General features: G+C 59.3%; 1 protein-coding gene (cut by a window edge). It reads right to left on the bottom strand.

The annotated features are described in order from the left end of the window. Window positions 1-18,832, bottom strand: the 5' end (the start) of a protein-coding gene (locus AAY81_RS10325) for a BspA family leucine-rich repeat surface protein (protein ID WP_066659853.1). It extends 26,690 nt beyond the left edge of the window; only the first 18,832 of its 45,522 coding nucleotides appear in the window; the start codon lies at window positions 18,830-18,832; the stop codon falls past the left edge of the window.

Raw genomic sequence — 18,832 nt, 5'->3', positions numbered from 1 at the left:
CGCTCATATACCAGCCCGTGAAGTTCAGGGTGGTCAGATTATCGCAGTTGCGGAACATGTTGTCGAAGCTCGTGGTGGTCGCGGTCACCTGCAGGTTGGTGCCATCGAAAGTCTCCAGGTTGTCGTAGAAGCCATCGGTGTTGTAGAACCAGCTGGTAAAGTTGGTGGGGTTCACCTTGCCATTGGTGGCATCGGCGGTTACGTAACGCACGCTGCCCGGCTCGAGCACGTCGCGCCACGGCATATCAGTGCCGCTGTCGGTTACCACGCACGTGGTCTGGTTGGCGAAGCCATCCATGCCGAACATCAACGTACCCGCCTTCACCGGCGTGCCGTTGAAGGTCGTGTCTTCGTCGAAGTAACGCCACCAGGCATTGTCGTTGCTCGGGAAGCGGCCACCGATGACGCTGGTATCCCACACGTAGGTCTGGTTGGTGAAGGTGTTCCCCTTTGCGTCCTGGGCCTTCGGGTAACGGTCAATCAGATTCTGGTTAGTACCGAACCAGCCCTCATCGGCACTACCAGGAGTCACGTTCACCCAGGATCCCAGCTCGTCCTTCTGCGGAAGCTGGCTCGTCTCCAAGATGGAGCCGCTATTCAAGGTGATGGTGGTGACGCCCTCGCATCCGTCGAGCATGTAGGAAACATCGGCCGTGGTGGAGAGCTCCCAATTGCTCATATCCACCGTCTCAAGCGCATGATCTGCCCTGAACATGCCGGCAGCCGTAGCCGTGCCAGACACATCCAAGTTCGACCCATTGAAGCTCACCAGGCTGTCATATGACTTGCCCGATGCGGAAACGATCAGGTTATCGAGCGTCAGACGAGCAGTGTGGCCATCGTTGACCTCATTGCAGTGCAACGAGAGGTAATAGGTACCCGCGGTAGTGATGGTGAACGAGAAGGAAGCGGGCCCGCTGCTCGCGGCGGGAAGGAAGACGTAGCCGAGGTCGTAACCGGAAGTGCCCGATGCGGTTTCCGCACGACGCGTGGCCATGGTCAGCCACAGGCCACGATTGACATACCAACTCGTGCAGTCAGACAACGTGTAATCGGTGGACAGGGTATAGGTTCCGGGAAGCAGGTACACCGGCGTGGTAACCAAGCCATTGCCACTACCACCCGTAATGCTCATGGTATTGCCGCTGACCTTGTAGTTATTGCCCTGAACGCCACCGGAGGGAGTCCACGTGCTGTAGTCCAAATTCGTAGACGTGAGCTCGTTGCTGGCGAACCAGCCACGCAGCGTAGTCGGGGCGAGCTGGCCGCGCGTCTCGATGTGACGCACCTCATCGGTATCGATAATCTTCGCCCACGGCACTGCAGCACCGTCCACGCTCACAACTTTCTTCTGGTTGCGCGCGGAACCAATCCACAGCGTATTGGTGGCTTCCTCGTACGCCCACCAGGCATCTTCGGCGTCCCCGCTCGTACCGAACAAGCCGCCCTTGCCCGGAACCCACGTGAAGGTTGTCTCAGAGCCAATGTCATTGCCACTGGCGGTGTAACGACCAGCCAGATGCGCCGTGGTGTCGAACCACTCTTCGTTCTCGACGGTGGCGGTGCCATCCTTCTCGGGGTCAGTCATCCACATGCCATCGGCAGTGGTGCGATCGTTCAAGTTGGCGGCGAAGCCCGTGCCATCGAGCACCGTCTCGTTGCCCAGCGTGATCATGGTGAGGCCCGTACCCGTGAACATGTCGTCAAGCACGGGAGCACCGCTTCCGGAACCGCCATCGCGGCTTGCGTTGGGAAGCATGTTCCAGGTGTGGATATCTACGGCCTCGAGCGAAGCGTCATCACGGAACATGTCGGCGAAGCTCGAGGTGGCGGTCACGTTCGCGCCCTCATGCACGACACCGTTGTCGTCGGTGTAGCCGGCGGCGTTGAAGGACTTCAGATTGTCGTAGGTGAGCGTTTCCTCAAAGGTCGCGCTGTCATAGCCGCTGAACCATGCGGAGAGATTTGCAGGAGCAATGCCATCCTGCATCACGATATGCTCCACACGAGAGGGATTCAGGGAGTCACGCCACGGCAGGTCGCTTGCATGGCCGTCGTAGTCGCCATATTCGGTGACTACCTTGTCAGCGCCATTCGCGCCCACATACAGGGTCTTGGTATCGGCGTCGTAGCGCCACCACGCATTGGGATTGCTGTCGAAAACGCCCTCGAGCGACCATGTGTAGGTCACTACGCCGGAAACGCTGCCGCCAGAAGCGGGATAGAGCGATACGAACGACGACGTGTCGCCGGCTTCGTTGGAGGAAGTCGCTGCGGGAACGATGGTGCCGTTGGCTTTCCAAACGCCTGCATGCAGAGCGAAGGAGGGAACATCCTCAAGGCCAGCGCCCTGAAGCACGGCATCGCTTTCGAGCGTGATGGTGTAGAGCGAAGCCGCGCCTGCAAACATGTTGGCTACGTTGTCGCCGCGCATATGCCAACCGGTAAGGTCGAGCTCCTCGAGCTTGCGGGCGCCGCTGAACATGTTGCTGAAATCGGTCACCTTCGCGGGATTCCAGTTCTCGGTACCCTCGATGGTGGTCAGGCTGGTGCAACCCTGGAACATGGATGCAAGGGAGGTAGCTTCGGAAACATCCAGGTACGTTGCTTCCACATCCTGGAGCGCCGTGTGACCCGCAAACCAGCTAGCCGGGTTGTCCACGCGCACCGTGTTCTGGAACACGACATGCTCCATGACGTTGGTGTAGCCTTCTTCTCCCTCATGGCCAGCGGGTGGGGCAAGCGCACGCCAGGGCAGATCGCCAGCCAGCTCGGTAACGTTGTAGTCGCCGCCGTTGGGGCCGTCGTAGCCAATGGTGAGCGTCTTGGTCTGTACGTTGTATTCCCACCAAACGTTGTCGTTGCTGTTGAAGCGGCCGCGGATGATCTCTTCCCAGTTGTAGGTGAAGGCGCCCGCGTTGTTAGTGAGCGTGTAGAGCTCGGCCAGCTTCGAGGAGCTGTCGGCCCACGTTGCGCCACCAGCGGACGTATCGCGGCTCCAACTACCATTGTCGGGCGTGCGGTTCGCCAGCGTGTCATCCAGACCCGTGCCGGCAAGCACCGTGCCCGTGCCCGTGGTTACGTGCAGAAGCGCCGAATCACCCGCAAGCATATCGGTAACGGTGCCATTCATCGTCCACTTGCTGAAGTCGACCGTTTCCAGCGCGCTGCATGCGGCGAACATCTCGGTCAGGTCGGCACCCGTCACATCCCAGTTGCGGATGCCGCTCTGGTCGGTCAGCGACGTGCAGCCGTAGAACATGCGCGCGAACGAGGTCACGTCGCTGGTGTCCCACTTGCGCAGCGCGGTGAGGGTGGTAATTCCCTCGCACCCCTCGAACATGCTCGCCATGGTGACGCCCTCGCTGGTATCCCAGTTGAGCATGCACGCAAGGTCGTCATCTTCCATGGCCACGTCGCCCATGAACATGCAGCTGAAGTCCTGCACCTTCGAGGTGTTCCACGCGTCGGCACCCGTGAAGCTCGAAAGCTGCTCGTTGCCGGCGAACATGTGCGACATGCTCGTGGCCTGCTGCACGTCCATGCCACTACCATCGAAGGCGGTCAGATTGTCGTAATCCTCGAACCAGTGAGCCGGGTTGTGCACGATGATGCCACCCTGCGAGCTGATGGTGGTAATGCGATCCTTGGCGGCCTTCAGGCTGGCAGCCGTGGCCTCTTCATCGCCGTCAACCTCCGCATAGCCCAGAGCGGGAATCCAGGGCAGGTCGTCGGCAAGCACGTCGACCGTGTTGTCGGTGGTGCTGCTGGCGCCGATGATGAGTTCCTCGTCGGCCTTCACGTACTTCCACCAGGTGCCACTATCGGGCGTGAAGCAACCACCCAGGATGGTGTCATCCCATACGTAGGTAAGCACGCCCGGATGCGTATTGTTGTTGGTTACGGGATAGCGCATTGCCAGGCGGCTCGAGCTGTCGAACCACGTGCCGTTCTGCAGCACCCAGCAGCCATCCTGCGGCTTGCGGTCGACCAGGTCATCATCCATGCCGCTGTTCAGCAACACCGAAGTGGGGCTTGCGATGATGGTGGTCAGCGAATTGGTGTCGCCCTCGTCGACGCCGATCATGTCGGTCAGGTCGGTAGCGGCCTGCATGTTCCACTTGCTCACGTCGAGCGTCTCGAGCGCAGTGTCGCCATAGAACATGTGGCTGAAGTTCCGCACGCTGCTGGTATCCCAACCGGCGATGCCCGCATTGTCAACGAGCGACGTGCAGCCCGCGAACGCGTAGCTCATGTCGGTAACGCCCGAGGTATCCCAATTGCGCATAAGCGTAATGTTCGCGAGGCTCTCATCATCCTGGAACATGCCGCTCATGTTCTCGAAATTGCTCGTATTCCAGCCGATAACGCCCTTTACGGTGGCAAGCCTGCCATCTTCGGCGAACATCTTCGAGGCGTTTTCCACGCGCGACGTATCGATGCCGCTACCATCAAACGACGAGAGAATGATGTAGCCGGGATTCTTCACCAGCTGGACGTTGCGGAACAGCGCCGTCATGCTTGCGGAGTCGCTCAGGCCATCCAACTGGAAAATGAGATAGTACGTACCAGGAGTCGTAATGGAGAATCCAACCGCAGCCTTGGTGATGGAGCTCGCGCCAATTGCGAACTGGATGAATGCAAGGCGATAACCGCCGCCACTGTTTCCGGAAGGAGCATGGTAAAGGGCGGTATCCAATTCCAGACCCATGTACGACTGATTGCCGCTATAGTAGGGCACCTGGTAATCCAGGCTCATGGCATAGTCGCCTTCATCCAGGTACACGGGCATGTACACGGTACCGTTGCCACCGCCACCGTGGAAGGTAAGGTTGCCCGTCTTGGGATCGTACACGCAGCTATCAAGCGCGTTCTTCGACCAGGTATTCAGGTCATGATTGTCGGGGATCATATCCCTGTTTTCAAACGGACTGCTGGCAAACCACTGGTTGGAATCAGCGGGAAGCACCAACTGCCCATGGCTGGTGATCGTGGTCACTGCATACAGCGGAACGATGTTAATCCACGGGAGGATATCGTAGGTTTCGGAAACCTCGATGCGATCGTCGTCCTGCGTGCCAAGGTCGAGCGTCGTCGTGGCAATCACGTACGTCCACCAAGCGCGCTCGTCGCTTTCGAAGCGGCCGCCTAGCGTCGTGCCATCCCACGTGTACAGCATCGCGTCGCCGCGCGTGTTGCCACCCAGCTTGTACATGGCGGAAAGCTGCGGGCTACCGCCCCACCAGGTATTGGCCGTGTCGTGCGTGGCATCGATGGCCGTGCGACCGTAATTCCACACGCCGTTGACCTTCTGGCCCAGCACCCAGCGGCCATCGCGCGAAGAACGATTGGCCAGCGTGTCGTCCAGGCCACTGCCCGCGAGCACGCTCTGCTTGTCGAGCAGCAGGCTCGTAAGCGCCTTGCATCCCGAAAGCATGCCATCCACGGTGGTGGCATTCGTCATATCCCAACCCGTAAGGTCCAGGCTGGTGAGCTGCGTGGTGAAGGACGTGCTCGTAGCCATGCTGAACATGTTGCTGAAGTCTTCCACGTTACTGGTGTTCCAGCTGGTGAGCGCATCGTTGTTCTGCAGGCCGTAATCATTGGCAAACATGCCCGACATATTGGTGGCACTGCTGGTGTCCCAACCGGCCACGTTCGTGATGCTCGTAAGGCGCGGGTTGTCCGCGAACATATCCGAAAGGTCCTCGGCGCCCGTCACGGAAAGGTACGTGCCGTCGAAGCTCGTCAGATACGCATAGCCCTGGAACCAACCAGCAGGGCTTTCCAGAATGGGAGCGCCGTCGGTGTTGATGGACTGGATGAGCGCGCGTCCCACATACGAGCTGTTGTACACGCGCAGGTCATCCCACGGCAGGTCGTCGGAGGTTTCAGTGATGACCTTGTCGTCGCCCGAATCGCTGCCGATGGTCAGCAGGTGGCTGGAAATGGTGTACACCCACCAGGTATTTTCGTTCTCGAAGCGGCCACCCAGGTGCAGGCCATCCCACGTATACGTCAGCGGGTCGGCCAGGCTGTTGCCCGCCTTCGGATAGCGAGCCAACAGCGCCGAGGTGTTGCCGAACCACGTATCGCTCGGCAGGCACCAACGACCATAGCTGTCGGGATGCAGGCTGATCAGGTAGCTGCCATCCAGGCACGACTGATTGCCCAGCGTGATGCGAACGACACCCGTGCCGTAGAAGAAGTTCGTGAGATCCAGGCTCGTGCGCGTCACGCCATCGCCACTGGTGCGCATATCCCAATCTTGGAAGTCCACGTCGGTAAGCAGCGAATCGTAGCAGAACATGTGCGACATGCTCGTAGCCGAAGAGGTATCCCAATCGCTGATCGCGGTAGCATCGGTAAGAGCGCTCGCATGATAGAACATGTAGCTGAAGTTGGTGACGTTACCCGTCTGCCAGCCAGCCAGGCCAGAGAGATCGGTCAGCGCATTATCGTCGTAGAACATGTAGCTCATGTTCGTAGCGCTGCTCACGTCCCAGCCAACCACGCCCGTGAGCGTGCCCAGCTTGTAGCAATTGTAGAACATCGAGTTGAAGTCCTTGGCATGGCTGGCATCCATAGCCGAGCCCGTGAAGCCCAACAGCTCGCCATACCCGCTGAACCAGCTTGCGGGATTGAGCACGATGATGTTGTTGCGGGCCACCACGTACCTGGTGTTGGAAGGCGTTGCCACCGTCAGCCACGGAAGCACGTACGTGCTCGTGCCATTCAGCAGCGTATCGCCCTTCAGCACGGTACCCGTGGTGTCGTTGACCCACGTCTGCGCGGTGCGCGTCTCGCTCACCTGCATGTTCGCCTCGCCCGTGGTGCCCTCGTCCAGACCGAAGGTCAGCGTGTAGGTGGTCGGGTCGTACGTCCACCATGCATTCTGGTTACTGCTGAAGTGGCCACCCGGCTTACCGCCCTGCCAATCGTACGTGGAAACCTCGGAAGGCTGCACGCCCGCCGCATAGCGCTCGGCCAAGCGGTCGGTACCGTCGTACCACAGGCCACCACGCAGCTGCCAACGACCCCGCGATGCCTGGCGCGTGGAAATGCCCGTGGTGTTCGAGGTGGTTCCCGCGAAGCCCGCAGACGTCAGAACGACCTTTTCACCCAGCGTGATCGTGCCCAGCTGGGTAAGGCCAGCGAACATGTAGGCGCGGTTAGTGCTCGACGTCATATCCCACGTATTGATATCCATCGTGGTCACGCCGCTGTCGCCGTAGAACATGTAGCTGAAGTCGGTGACGTTGCTTACGTCCCAACCGGTAAGGTCAACGCTGGTCAAGCTCGTATCGCCGCGGAACATGCCCGACATCGTGGTGGCGGAAGCGGTGTTCCAACCGCGGATGTAATCCAGATTGCCCAGGCTCGTCGCGCCATTAAACATGTTGTCGAAGTGCTCGACGTTGCTCACGTCCCAGTTAAGCAGGAACGACAGGCTGGAAATCTGAGATACGCCCTGGAACAGGCCCGACATGTCGGTGATGTTGCCCACCGTCCAGTAGCGTATGCCGTCGATGGTAGACAGGCTGCCGTCGTTGGCAAACAGGTTCTTGAGCGAGACGATGTTCGGCTTCAGCCAGTTGGCCACACCGGAAACCGTCGTCAGGTTGGAGCAATCCTGCAGGAAGCCCTCCAGGGTACCCGTTGCGGTCTTCGTGGTGCCGTCAGCCGCCACGTACGTCGTCAAGGGATCGGCACCGCTGAAGTCGATGCCCGAGCCATCGAAGGTAACCACATACTGGTAACCCTTGAACCAGTCCTTCGGATTGATGATCTTCACGCCGCCATTGAAGGAGATGGCGGTGATCTTCAGGCCATTGGTAACCAGCGGCAGCCAAGGCAGCTCGTCATAGGCATTGATGACGGTAAGGTCGGGGGTCGCACCTTCGTAATCGGTACCAATGGCCAGCGTGCCGCCGGTCGTGGGGTCTTCGTTGGGAAGGTAGCGCCACCACACGTAGTCGTTATCGACATCGGTAACCACGGTGGAGCCATCCACGGTAGTGACCGTGCGCTCCTTGATGAGGCGACCACCAGGCAGGTCGGCCTGCCAGGTATACGCCCAAGTGCCGCTGTAGCGGGTCGAATCGCTCTGATACAGCTTGGCAAGCTTGGTGGTGCTGTCGAACCAAGCGCGATCCTCGCGCATCCACATGCCATCGGCGATGTCGCGATCATTCAGGCTATTGGTAAGGCCCGTGCCATACAGGATGGTGTTATCGCCCGCACGCACGGTTACCAGCGAGCACGTCTTATTGGAATCGATGAGCAGCATGTTCGTATACACGGTGCCCGCCGCCTTCATGTTCCACTCGCTGAAGTCAACGTCTTCCAGACTCGTGCAGTTGTAGAACAGATAGCTCAGGTCGGCACCATCGATAGCCCAGTTCGTGCCGCTGGCGCCAATGGCCATCGCATGGGCCAGGGCGGTGTTCGTGGCGAACATGTAGCTGAAGGAAGTGACCTTCGAGGTATCCCAACCGGCGATGCGGTCAAGCGACGTGAAACGCGTGCCGTAGAACATGTACTGCATATCCACGTCGTCGGTAGTGTTGATGGTCCACAACTGCAGGTCATCCAAGCTGGTAAGGCCATCCACGTTGTAGAACATATGGGCGAACGAGGTGGAAGCCTCCACGTCCCAACCGGAAAGCGATGTGATGGTATCCAAGCCGGAATCGCCATAGAAGCAGCGCTCGAAGGTTACCACGCTATCGGTGTCCCAATTGGAGATGCCCGTCACGCTGGTAAGGCCGGTATGCGTAACCGTATTGCCGCTCTTCACTTCACCATTATTCGCGAACAGGTTCTTGAAGCGCGTCGCATAGCTGGTGTCGATGCCACTGCCGTCGAAGCTAGTAAGCAGGCCGTAGCCGTTAAACCAGCTCTCCATATTCTCGGGGGCGATGTTGCCATCGGTAACGATGGAATCGATGTACGTCTGGCCTCCGTAGCTGCGAGTCACCCACAAACGCAGGAACTCAAACGGGAAGATTTCGGTGCCAGCAACCCGATCGGCAGCATCAATCAGATTGGTATTCGCGGTTTCGGTTACGCGACTGTTAGCGGCAACGCCCGTACCATGAAGACCCAGCTCGCCCGTGTCGTAGGTCCACCACGTCTTCAGGTTGCTCGGGAAACGGCCACCGAACGATCCAGCGCTCCAGGTGTAGGTGCCCGCCATGCTAGCGCCACCGAATTCGTCGTAGCTCGCCATGAGCTCTTCCCACGAGCCCAGCCAACCATCGGTTGCGCGCGTCCAATAGCCCGAACTCTGCACGCCCGTCGAGGCCGTTGCCGCATCTGCGGAAGAACGACCCAGGAAGTAGATGGGGCTATCGCTGTAGGCAATGCCCTTGATGTTGCCCGAATGATAGCCCGAGCCAGAGTCGCACCAATTAATAACGATACGCAGGAAACCATCGTTCGAGGTCACATGAGCATTGCGCATATTGCCCCATGCAAGCTCGACTTCCTGGCCCGCATCGTTATACGCCTTGAGCACCTGGCCAGCGCCATTGTAGAGCGTCAGCGTGTCAGAATGCGCGCCATGGTAATAGGAAATACCGCCGTGATAGCCCAGGTACATCTCGCTGTCGAACACAAACGTAAGATAGGTAGAGCCCGGAGCGTAGAATTCGTATTCCTTGTTGGCATATTTATTGTCGGCGTACGTGTAATAGCCACTGTCGTACTCGAGCTTACGCGTGGGAGCCGCCTCGTCGGGAGCTTCCTTGCTATTGTCCAACGTGGAATTGCCGAACTTGGCACCCAGCACCACAGTCTGCAGACTGCTGCAGCCAAACATCATATCCTGCGCATAATCATTGGCGAGGACTCCGCCGTAGGTGCGCTCATCAGCGCGCATATTCCAGTTGCTGAAGTCGAGCGACAGCAAGCTGCGCGCATCCTTGAACATATTCTTGAAGGTGGTGCCAGCCGTAGTCGTCCAGCCAGAGATGCCCGTGGCATACGTCAGGCTCGACGCACCTTCGAACATGCTGCTGAAATCGGTGACCTTCGAAACGTCGAAGTTGGAGAAGCTCGGCAGCGTCACGATGCTCGAGCACCCCTTGAACATGCTGGCCAAGCTGGTCACGTTGGAAGTGTTCCAGCTGGTGGTGCCCGTTACGCTGGAAAGCGACGAGCAACCCTCGAACATACGCGCCATGCTGGTCACGTTGTCGGTATCGAAGCCCGCACCAGCGAAGGTCTCCAGAGCAGTATGGTTGATAAACCACTGGGAAAGGTCCACGGGGGAAATGTGGCCCATGGAGGTAACGTCGGTGATAGCCGTATTGTCGAAGGTACCGTTCGTCTTCAGGATGACCGAACGCCAAGGCAGCGTGCCCCACGTCTCGCCATCATGCACATACCCGCCAGCAGCGGTCTCGTACACCCACTTGTCGCCCGAAGCACCACCATCGGCGCCCAGCTCGAGCAGGCCGAAGTTTTCGCTCTCGGGGTCCTTCGTATACTTCCACCAAGCATTCGGATTGCTGGGGAAGCGTCCACCCAGGCGGCTATCGTCCCAGGTCCATAGCTGATGGCCCGTGGGTCCAGCACGCGTGGGATTGGCCGGATCGTACAGCTTCGCAAGATTCGTAGTGGTATCGAACCACACCTCGTCACCGCTGGCATTCACGTTCAGCCACATGCCATCGGTGTCCGTCAGGCTCGTAAGCGTGTTGTTGAAGCCCGTGCTCACCAGGATCACGCCGTCATCGAGCGTCATGGAACGCAGGCCCGTGCAGCCAGCCAGCATGTTGGATACCTTCGAAAGGTCGCTCGAGACCTTCTGCATATTCCAGCTAGAAAGATCCAGGCTGGCCAACGTTTCATCGTTCTGGAACATGCCCGTGTAATCGCCCACGTTGGTGGTGTTCCACGTAGTCAGGTCGGTGAGCGTCTCCAGCAGCAGGTTGTTGTAGAACATGCCCGCCAGGCTGGTGTTCGTGGCGGAAGGGGCACCCGAAGTGCCAATGCCCGTTACCGATTCCAGCTTCTGGCAGTTGTAGAACATGTTCTCCAGCGTAACCGCTTCGCTGAAATTCAAGCCGTCGCCCACGAATGTGGTGAGCTCGGTGTAGTCCTTAAACCATCCCAGCAGATTCGTGGGAATGAGCACGCCGTCATCCACGGAGGAGCTGAAGGTGTACACCGGCGTGGCGCCCTCGCCCGTTGCCGTATTCGGGTCGACGATAAGGTCGCGCCACGGCAGCGACGACTCGACACCGTTGTACGTACCCTCGAATTCGCTCACGTGAGCCTCGCCCGTCTTGTCGGTAAGGCCAACAGTGATCAGGCCGTTGTCATAGCGCCACCACGCATTCGGGTTGCTGGCGAAGTTACCCACGAACACGCCGGGGAACCAGGTGTAGGTGGTGCGCCAATACTGGCCGATGTCGTCGTCGGCATAGCGGTTGGCCAAGCTGAGCGTGTTACCCACCAGGTTATCGGAGGAGCCAATGCCCCAGGAACCGGCGTTTGGCTTGTGGTAGTACATGTCGTTGTCAATGCCCGAGCCAATGAGCACCACGTTATCGTGCAGCACCAGCGTGGTCAGGTAACGCAGGTTCTCGAACATGCCCGTCAAGGTGGGCGTGCCGCGCTTGGCGTTGGTGCGCATGTTCCAGGAATTGGTGGTGGAAGCCAGCGTGATGGAGGTCAGACTGTTGTTGTCCTTGTATGCGTCGCTCATGCTGAACATGTGGCTGAAGTCGCTGGCCGCGGAAACATCCCACTTGGAAAGGTCCAGGCTGGAAAGCGACTTGCAGTTCGCGAAGGCATACGCGAAGCTCTCGACGCTACTCGTGTCGAAGTCGATATGCGTGATCGTGGTAAGGCTCGTGCAGTTGTAGAAGAGCTTTTCCATGGACGTCGCGTTGGTGGGATTCAGGCCATTGCCGTCGAAGCTCACCAGCGAGGTCATATCCTGGAACCAGCCATGCAGCGTGGTCGGAGCAAGGCGCCCCGTCGTGGTCACGGCCGTCACGCGATTCAGGTAGTTGCTGCCACCCAGGGGCGCAATCCACGGAAGCACGTAGGGGCTTGCCGTGGTGGCATCCTCGGTTACCTCGGCACCGGCGACGTCGGCGCCAATGGCCAGCGTGCCCTTCGTGGTAAGCGTGGCAACGTTACCCGACGTGGGAGTAAACGTCCACCAGGCATCCTGGTTGCTATAGAAGCGTCCGCCCAACTTCGAGCTATCCCATACATAGGTATAGGTATCGGCGGGGCGCGTCGTAATGGCGTTGTCTACGTAACGCGCGGTAACCGTGGCGATGGTGCCATAGCGATTCTCCAGCTCGGCGGAAGAGTCGAACCACAGCTCGTCTTCGCCGTCCATCAGCAGCCAACGGCCCTGCGTAATGCCGCGCGTGGACAGGCCGTCGATGCCGCTGCCTTCCAGCACCACGCCCTGGCCCAGCGTCAGACTGCCAACCGTGGGGTCGCCCAGGTTGACGCATCCCGCGAACATGCCCTCGCGGCTCGAAGCCTCGGGCATCTGCCACGTGGAGATATCCACGATGCGCAGGTAGTCATCGCCATTGAAGAGGTTTTCGAAGCTCGTCGTAGCCGAGACATCCATGCCCGTACCGTCGAAGCGTCCGTAATTCGACGAGGAATTGCCCGTGCCGTAGCCGAGCATCTTGTAATTCTGGAACCAGCCCTCGAGCGTCTGCGGGGCGACGCCATTCTGCGTGTAGATCGAGCGAATATTGAAGTACGCACGCAGCGCGGCACCGCTGGAAACCCTGCCGCTGTTGTACAGCGTGGGAATGGCCACGTGGGCATCGCCGGAAAGGCTGCTGCTCCACGGAAGCTCGGCTGCCGTCTCGTACACAATCTTGTTCACGCCATCATCGGCGCCGATGGTAAGCGCGTAATTCGAATAGCTCCACCAGGTGTTGTCGTTGATGAAGCGCCCGGCTAGCTGGCCCTGCGCCCAGGTGTAGGTAATGGCCTGCGCGGGAAGCGTGGCGTTGGGAATGTCATTCACCGTGCCAGCCTTGCTCGTAGGATAACGGCAGGCGATGTTGTTCGTGCTGCCGAACCAACCCGTGTCGGCATTCCAAGAGCCATCGGCTGCCTCGCGCGTGTACGAATTGCCATGCTGCAGCGTATTGTCGAAGCCCGTGCCATCCAGCACCACCATCGGACCGAAGGTCACGGTTGCCAACGCGTAATCGCCGGCGAGCATGTTGGTGTATACAGCACTATCGGCGGTCATGTCCCACTCTTCCAGGCTCAACGTGGCCAGGCGATAGTCGTCGGCGAACGTCTCGCGGAAGTCGGTGACTTCAGACGTATCCCACGCGGAAACCGAAGTGAGCGTCTGCAGCTTGTAGCAATGATAGAAGGTGCGGTACAGGCTTTCCAGCGACTGGGTATCCCAGCTATTGGTGCCGCTTACCGTGACCAGGTTCTCGCAACCGCTGAACATCTCAGCCAAGGTGGTCACGCCCGTGACATCCCAGGCATCCACGCCCGTGAACGTCTGCAGGGCGGCGCAATTCTGGAACATGTTTGCCAAGCTGGTCAGATTCGAGGTGTCCATGCCCACGCCATTGAAGCTCGCAAGGGCGGTATAGCCGGCGAACCACGCCGTCGGGTCCTGCGCCTGGAACATGTACGAGGCGTCGGTCTCGACCTTGGTCACCTTGGCCTGTCCGCCAATGACGGGCAGCCACGGCATCGAGCGATCCGTGATATCTTCGACTTCCGTAATCAGCTTGTTGGTGCCACCGTCGGCGCCAATGGTAAGCGTGCCAGCCTTGTTGCTATTCGTCCAGGTGAACGTCCACCAGGCGTTATCGTTCAGGAAGCGACCGCGCAGCAGGCCCGCAGCCCACGTGTACTCGAGCTCAGCCGACGGAAGCGTGGCACCGGCAACGCCATTGACCGTACCCGACTTATCCGCGGGGTAGCGGCAATTGATGTTGCTCGTGGTGCCGAACCACACGCCATCGCTAGCATCCCACGATCCATCGGTGGGCTTGCGCGTGAGCAACGTGTCGTCGAAATCGGTATCCGCCAGAATGGCGTTCGGGCCAAGCTTCAGGCTCGTCAGCGCAACGGTGGTGAACGAAGAGCCATCGCACAGCTTCAGCATGTGGGCGCGCGAATAGGTTACGCCCGCCGCCGGCGATGCCGGCTCGACGCTCGCGCGCATATCCCAGTTATGCAAGTCCAGGGTGGTTAGGCTGCTGTTGTTGTAGAAGGCATTCGAGAAGTCAGTCACTGCGGACGTATTCCAGTTGCCCAGATCCACCAAGCGCAGCATGCTGTAGTCGTTGTAGCACAGGTCGGAAAGGTCGGTTACCGAGCTCGTATCCCATGCGCCCACGCCCGTAATCTCGGTGAGCTTACGATCCTCGGCGAACATGCGGGCAAGGCTCGTCGCGCCCGAAACGTCCAAACTGGCAAGACCACTGATGCTCGTCAGCTCGTAGCATCCCTCGAACAGGCTCTCCAGATTTTCGGTTCCCGCCAGCTTCAGGCCCGTCACGGTAATGGAGGTAACTGCCTCATAGTGGTGGAACCACTTATAAAGGTTAGTCGCGTAGAAGTTCGAGCCCGCCTTCACCACGATCGACTTCACGTTGAAGCGGCCATTGCCACCTTCGATGACATCCAGCCACGGCTGCTCGGTGGTGCCTTCGGGCACCTCATCCAAGAAGGCAGTGTATGCGGTCTCGGTTACCGTGGTGCTATGCGATGCATCCTGGAACGTCGTGCCAATAAGCAGCTGCTTGGTAGTGCTGTCGTAGGTCCACCACGCATTGTCGTTGCTGGGGAATCGACCGCGCTGGCTACCGTCGGCCCACACATAGGTGTGCACCGTGCCGGGAAGGGAATTGCCCGCCGCGGGATAACGATCAACCACATTCTTCGTTGTGCCGAACCACGGGTCGGCCTCTCCCCCATCGGTACGATCCCAGCTGCCGGAAACGGCGGCTCGGGAGCTCACGTTTTCAAAATCGGCGTCTTCCAGAATCACGCCCGGGCCAATGATGAGCGTACGCAGCGAGCCCATTTCGTGCATCATGTTCGTGCGCACCGCATCAGCAGGCATCTGCCAACCGCTCAAGTCGAGCGTAACCACGTAGCGCGCATTGTCGAACATGCTCTCGAAGGTGGTCGCCTTCGTGACATTCCAATTCGCCAAGGCGGAAATGTCGGTGAGGTCGGGGGTGTTGTAGAACATGAAGCTGAAGTCTTCCACCTCGCCCGTATCCCAATTCTGCACCTCGGGAACGAGCAGCAGCAGCGGGCAGTTGTAGAAGAAGTAGGCCAGCGAGGTGATGTCCTTCACATCCCAGTATTCCAGACCCTTCACGGAACCCAGGATGGAGCAGCCCTTGAAGAAGTTGGCCAGCGACTGATTGGCAGTCGCAGCGCTCACGTCCAGGCCAAGGCCATCATTCAGCGTGCCATCAGCGTTGATGGAGTCGGCGCTCTGGAAGGACGTCATCTTGGAGTAGCCCGCGAACCAGCCCTCGGGATTGGTGGGCTGCAAGCCACCCAGGACGATGACCTTCTGCACGCTCGTTACCGAGGAGAGCACGTTGAGCCAGGGAAGCAGCTTCGTGCGGTCACCGCTGGCTGGCAGCGTGGCCACCTCGGTCACTACCTTGCTGGAATTCTCAGCCGTGGTGGTAACGCCAATCGTCAGCGTGCCATCGTCGGCGTTAAATTTCCACCAGGCATTGTCGTTGGAAATGAAGCGGCCCGACTTCAATCCCGTGGACCAGACGTACACGAACGTACCGGTCGCATTGCCCGAGGTGGCCGAGCTGGCAGGGTAGCGCGCCGCAAGGTTTGCGGTGCTGCCGAACCACATACTATCGGAGGTTTGCCACGAGCCGTTGCTCGTCGTATGAGCAGCAAGCGTGTCGTCAAACCCCGTGCCAGCGAGAATAACGCCATCAGTGAGCGTAAGCGTTGCCAAGCCACTGCAGCCATAGAACATGTTGCCACGCGTCACATCAGGCATTTCCCAATCGGTCAGATTCATGGTGGTGAATTGGGTAAGGCTGCGGAACATGCCCGCGAAGGTCGTAACATGCGAGACGTCCATACCCGAGCCATCGAAGCTAATCAGGTTGGTGTAGCCATAGAACCAATCTTCCAGATTGGTGGGAGCGATGCCGTTGGTGGTAACCACGTAGCGAATCTTGCTCTTGGTTACGATGGTCGTGCCGCTTGCATCCTTCTGCCACGGCTGCTCGGCCGCAAGCTCGGTAACCGTCACGGTGCCCGTGGCGTCATCCACGCCCAGGGTGAGCGTATTATCCGCGAACTTCCACCATGCGTTGTCGTTGGCGAAGCGGCCGCCAATTTGATTGGCGTGCCAGACGTAGGTAATGGGGTCGGTGCCCAATTCGGCATCGAAGGTAGTGTCGGCGGGATAGCGCGTAACCACGTTGTCGGTGGTGCCGAACCACACGCCATTTTCGACATCCCACGAGCCAGCGCTTGCGGCGTGCTTGGTAAGCGTGTTGCCCAGCGAGGTATTCGCCAGGATTACTTTATTAGTAAGTACGAGGCGCGCCAGACCCGAGCAACCCGCGAACATATAGGTACGAGCAGAGCTGGCAGGCATCTCCCAGCCAGTCAGATTCACGTTGGCCAGATAGGTGGCTCCCTCGAACAAGCTCGCGAAGCTCGTGGTGGAGGAAACGTTGAAGCCCGAGCCGTCGAATGCGGTCAGGTCGACGTAATCCTTAAACCAAGCTTCCAGGGTGGCGGGGGCAATCTTGGCAACGCTGCCATCCACGGTCACGGTGGTGATCGCCTTGTAGTCTACGGAGGCGAGCCACGGAAGAGCGGCAGCCGTTTCGGTAACCGTCGTGCTCTTGCTCGCGTCAAGCACGGAAAGCGTAAGCGCGCCCGTGCTGGAGTCGAAGCTCCAAATAACATTGTGGTCGGCGTTGCTCGCGAAGTAAGACGTGTAGGCGAAGTTATATGTAGTGGTGTCCGTCGTGGCGGTGGTCGCCGTCGTGTAGAGGTCGACCAGATCCTGAGTGCTTCCGCTGAAGCTGCCGCCCGACCACGTACCGGCGGTGGTGCCGCGGCTGGGGGCAACCGTAAGGCCGGTGCCATCGAGCACCACGCTCTTGGGAACGATCAGCTGCACGATGGAGGAAAGACCATTAAACATGCCGCCGCGTGCCGTCGTCTCGTAGATGCTCCAGCCGGTCATGTCCAGCGCGCGCAGGCTCGAGCAGTTGTAGAACATATTAGTATAGGTAGCGGTAGCGCTCGTTGCCCAACCATTCGTTCCCGTGATCGTGGTCAGGTTGGTGCATCCGCTAAACATGCTCTCGAAGCTCGAGACGCCCGAGACATTGAAGGAGACGTTGCCGTTGGTGACGATTTCCACCGACACCAACTGATCGTAGCCAAGGAACCATTCCTTGAAATTAGTGGGAACGATGCGGGAGTCGATGACCACGCGCGTGATGGAGCTCTTGCCGTAGGAGCTCTTCCACGGAAGCGAGGTACCGAATTCCACGACCGTCCAATTGCCCGTGCCGGAAGCGGTGAGGGTCAGCGTGGTTCCGGAAACGCTCCAATAAACATCGCTGCCGGTTCCACTGAAGCTGCCACTCGTGGCCATCGGAATCAAACCGGTTATGCCGTCGTCGGATGCAATTCCCATGCCTGCCGCGCGGTCGGACTGAGCACCGCGAGTTTCATTCTGCTTCGCGGAGGAGTCGGTTCCGGTTGCGGCGTTAGTTCCGTTTTCGGCAACCGTCGAAGCGGTTCCGTTTTCCGTCGCGGAGCCGTCGGCATCCGTCGCGGTTCCGTTTTCGGCGGAGCCATTTTCGTCGGAGCCGTTGGTTTCGTTTTCGGTTCCGTTTTCACCATCGGAAGAATTCGAACCATCGGTTCCATTTTCGGCAGCGGAAGGATTGGCGTCCGCGGTTCCATTTTCAGAACCGGAAGCGTCGACGGCGTTGGTTCCATTTTCGTTGCCGGGAGCATCCACTCCGTCGGTTCCGTTTTCGGAAGCGGCGGCGGTTTCATTTTCGTTCGTTCCATTTTCGGCAGCGGCGGCGGTTGCATCGTCGGCACCGAGGGTGGAGAGTTCGGTTTCGTTTTCGCTCGCATCGGAAAGCGTAGCGGAGGCATCGGCGGCCGCGGCTTCGTCGGTGGCGCCCTGAGCGTTCATGCCGAAGGCGTTCGCGGCGGCGGTGGCGGTGACGCCACAGATGCTCTGCGCGTCGCTGCCCTCTACACTATTACTTATATAAGTAGTCGCTCCTTCGTTGCTTTCCGAAACGAACGAGCTCGCTGCGGCGGATGCCGAGCGAGCCTCAATGGTCTCTGCGGAGGTGTCGTCTTGACCGCTATCGGTCTGCTCGACCGAGGGCGCATCCTGTTCGATTCCCTCCCCTTGCGGAAGGTCTTCGTCATATGACGCGGTATCGGAAACGCCGTCAGTTTCGGCGGGATCATCCGCTTCGTCGGAAGCTTCCTCCTCGGTAGGCTCCTCGCTTTCGAGGGCCTGCTCGTCGGTAACCTCCGTTGCGGATGCATTCGCGTCATCCCCCTCCACGGGGGTTTCGACGCCTTCAAGTTCCACAGCCTCATCTGCGATTTCCTGCACAGAAGAAACGGCGGCGGGCTCATCGGAGGAAAGGGGATTGTTGGTTTCCTCGACTACAGCCTCGTCGTCGTTCACGACCTGGGCGGATACCGTAGCTGCGGCATCGTCTTGCGTATTGGATTCGATATCTGCGGCGAATGCCAGATTGGGGGCGGCGAAAGCCAGGAAGGCGCACAGCGTCACAAGGACAAGAGCCAC

Source organism: Denitrobacterium detoxificans (assembly GCF_001643775.1).
In the GTDB taxonomy this organism is placed as follows: domain Bacteria; phylum Actinomycetota; class Coriobacteriia; order Coriobacteriales; family Eggerthellaceae; genus Denitrobacterium; species Denitrobacterium detoxificans.
The sequence above is the reverse complement of the archived record's forward strand: the minus strand, read 5'-3'. Positions and strand labels throughout refer to the sequence as shown.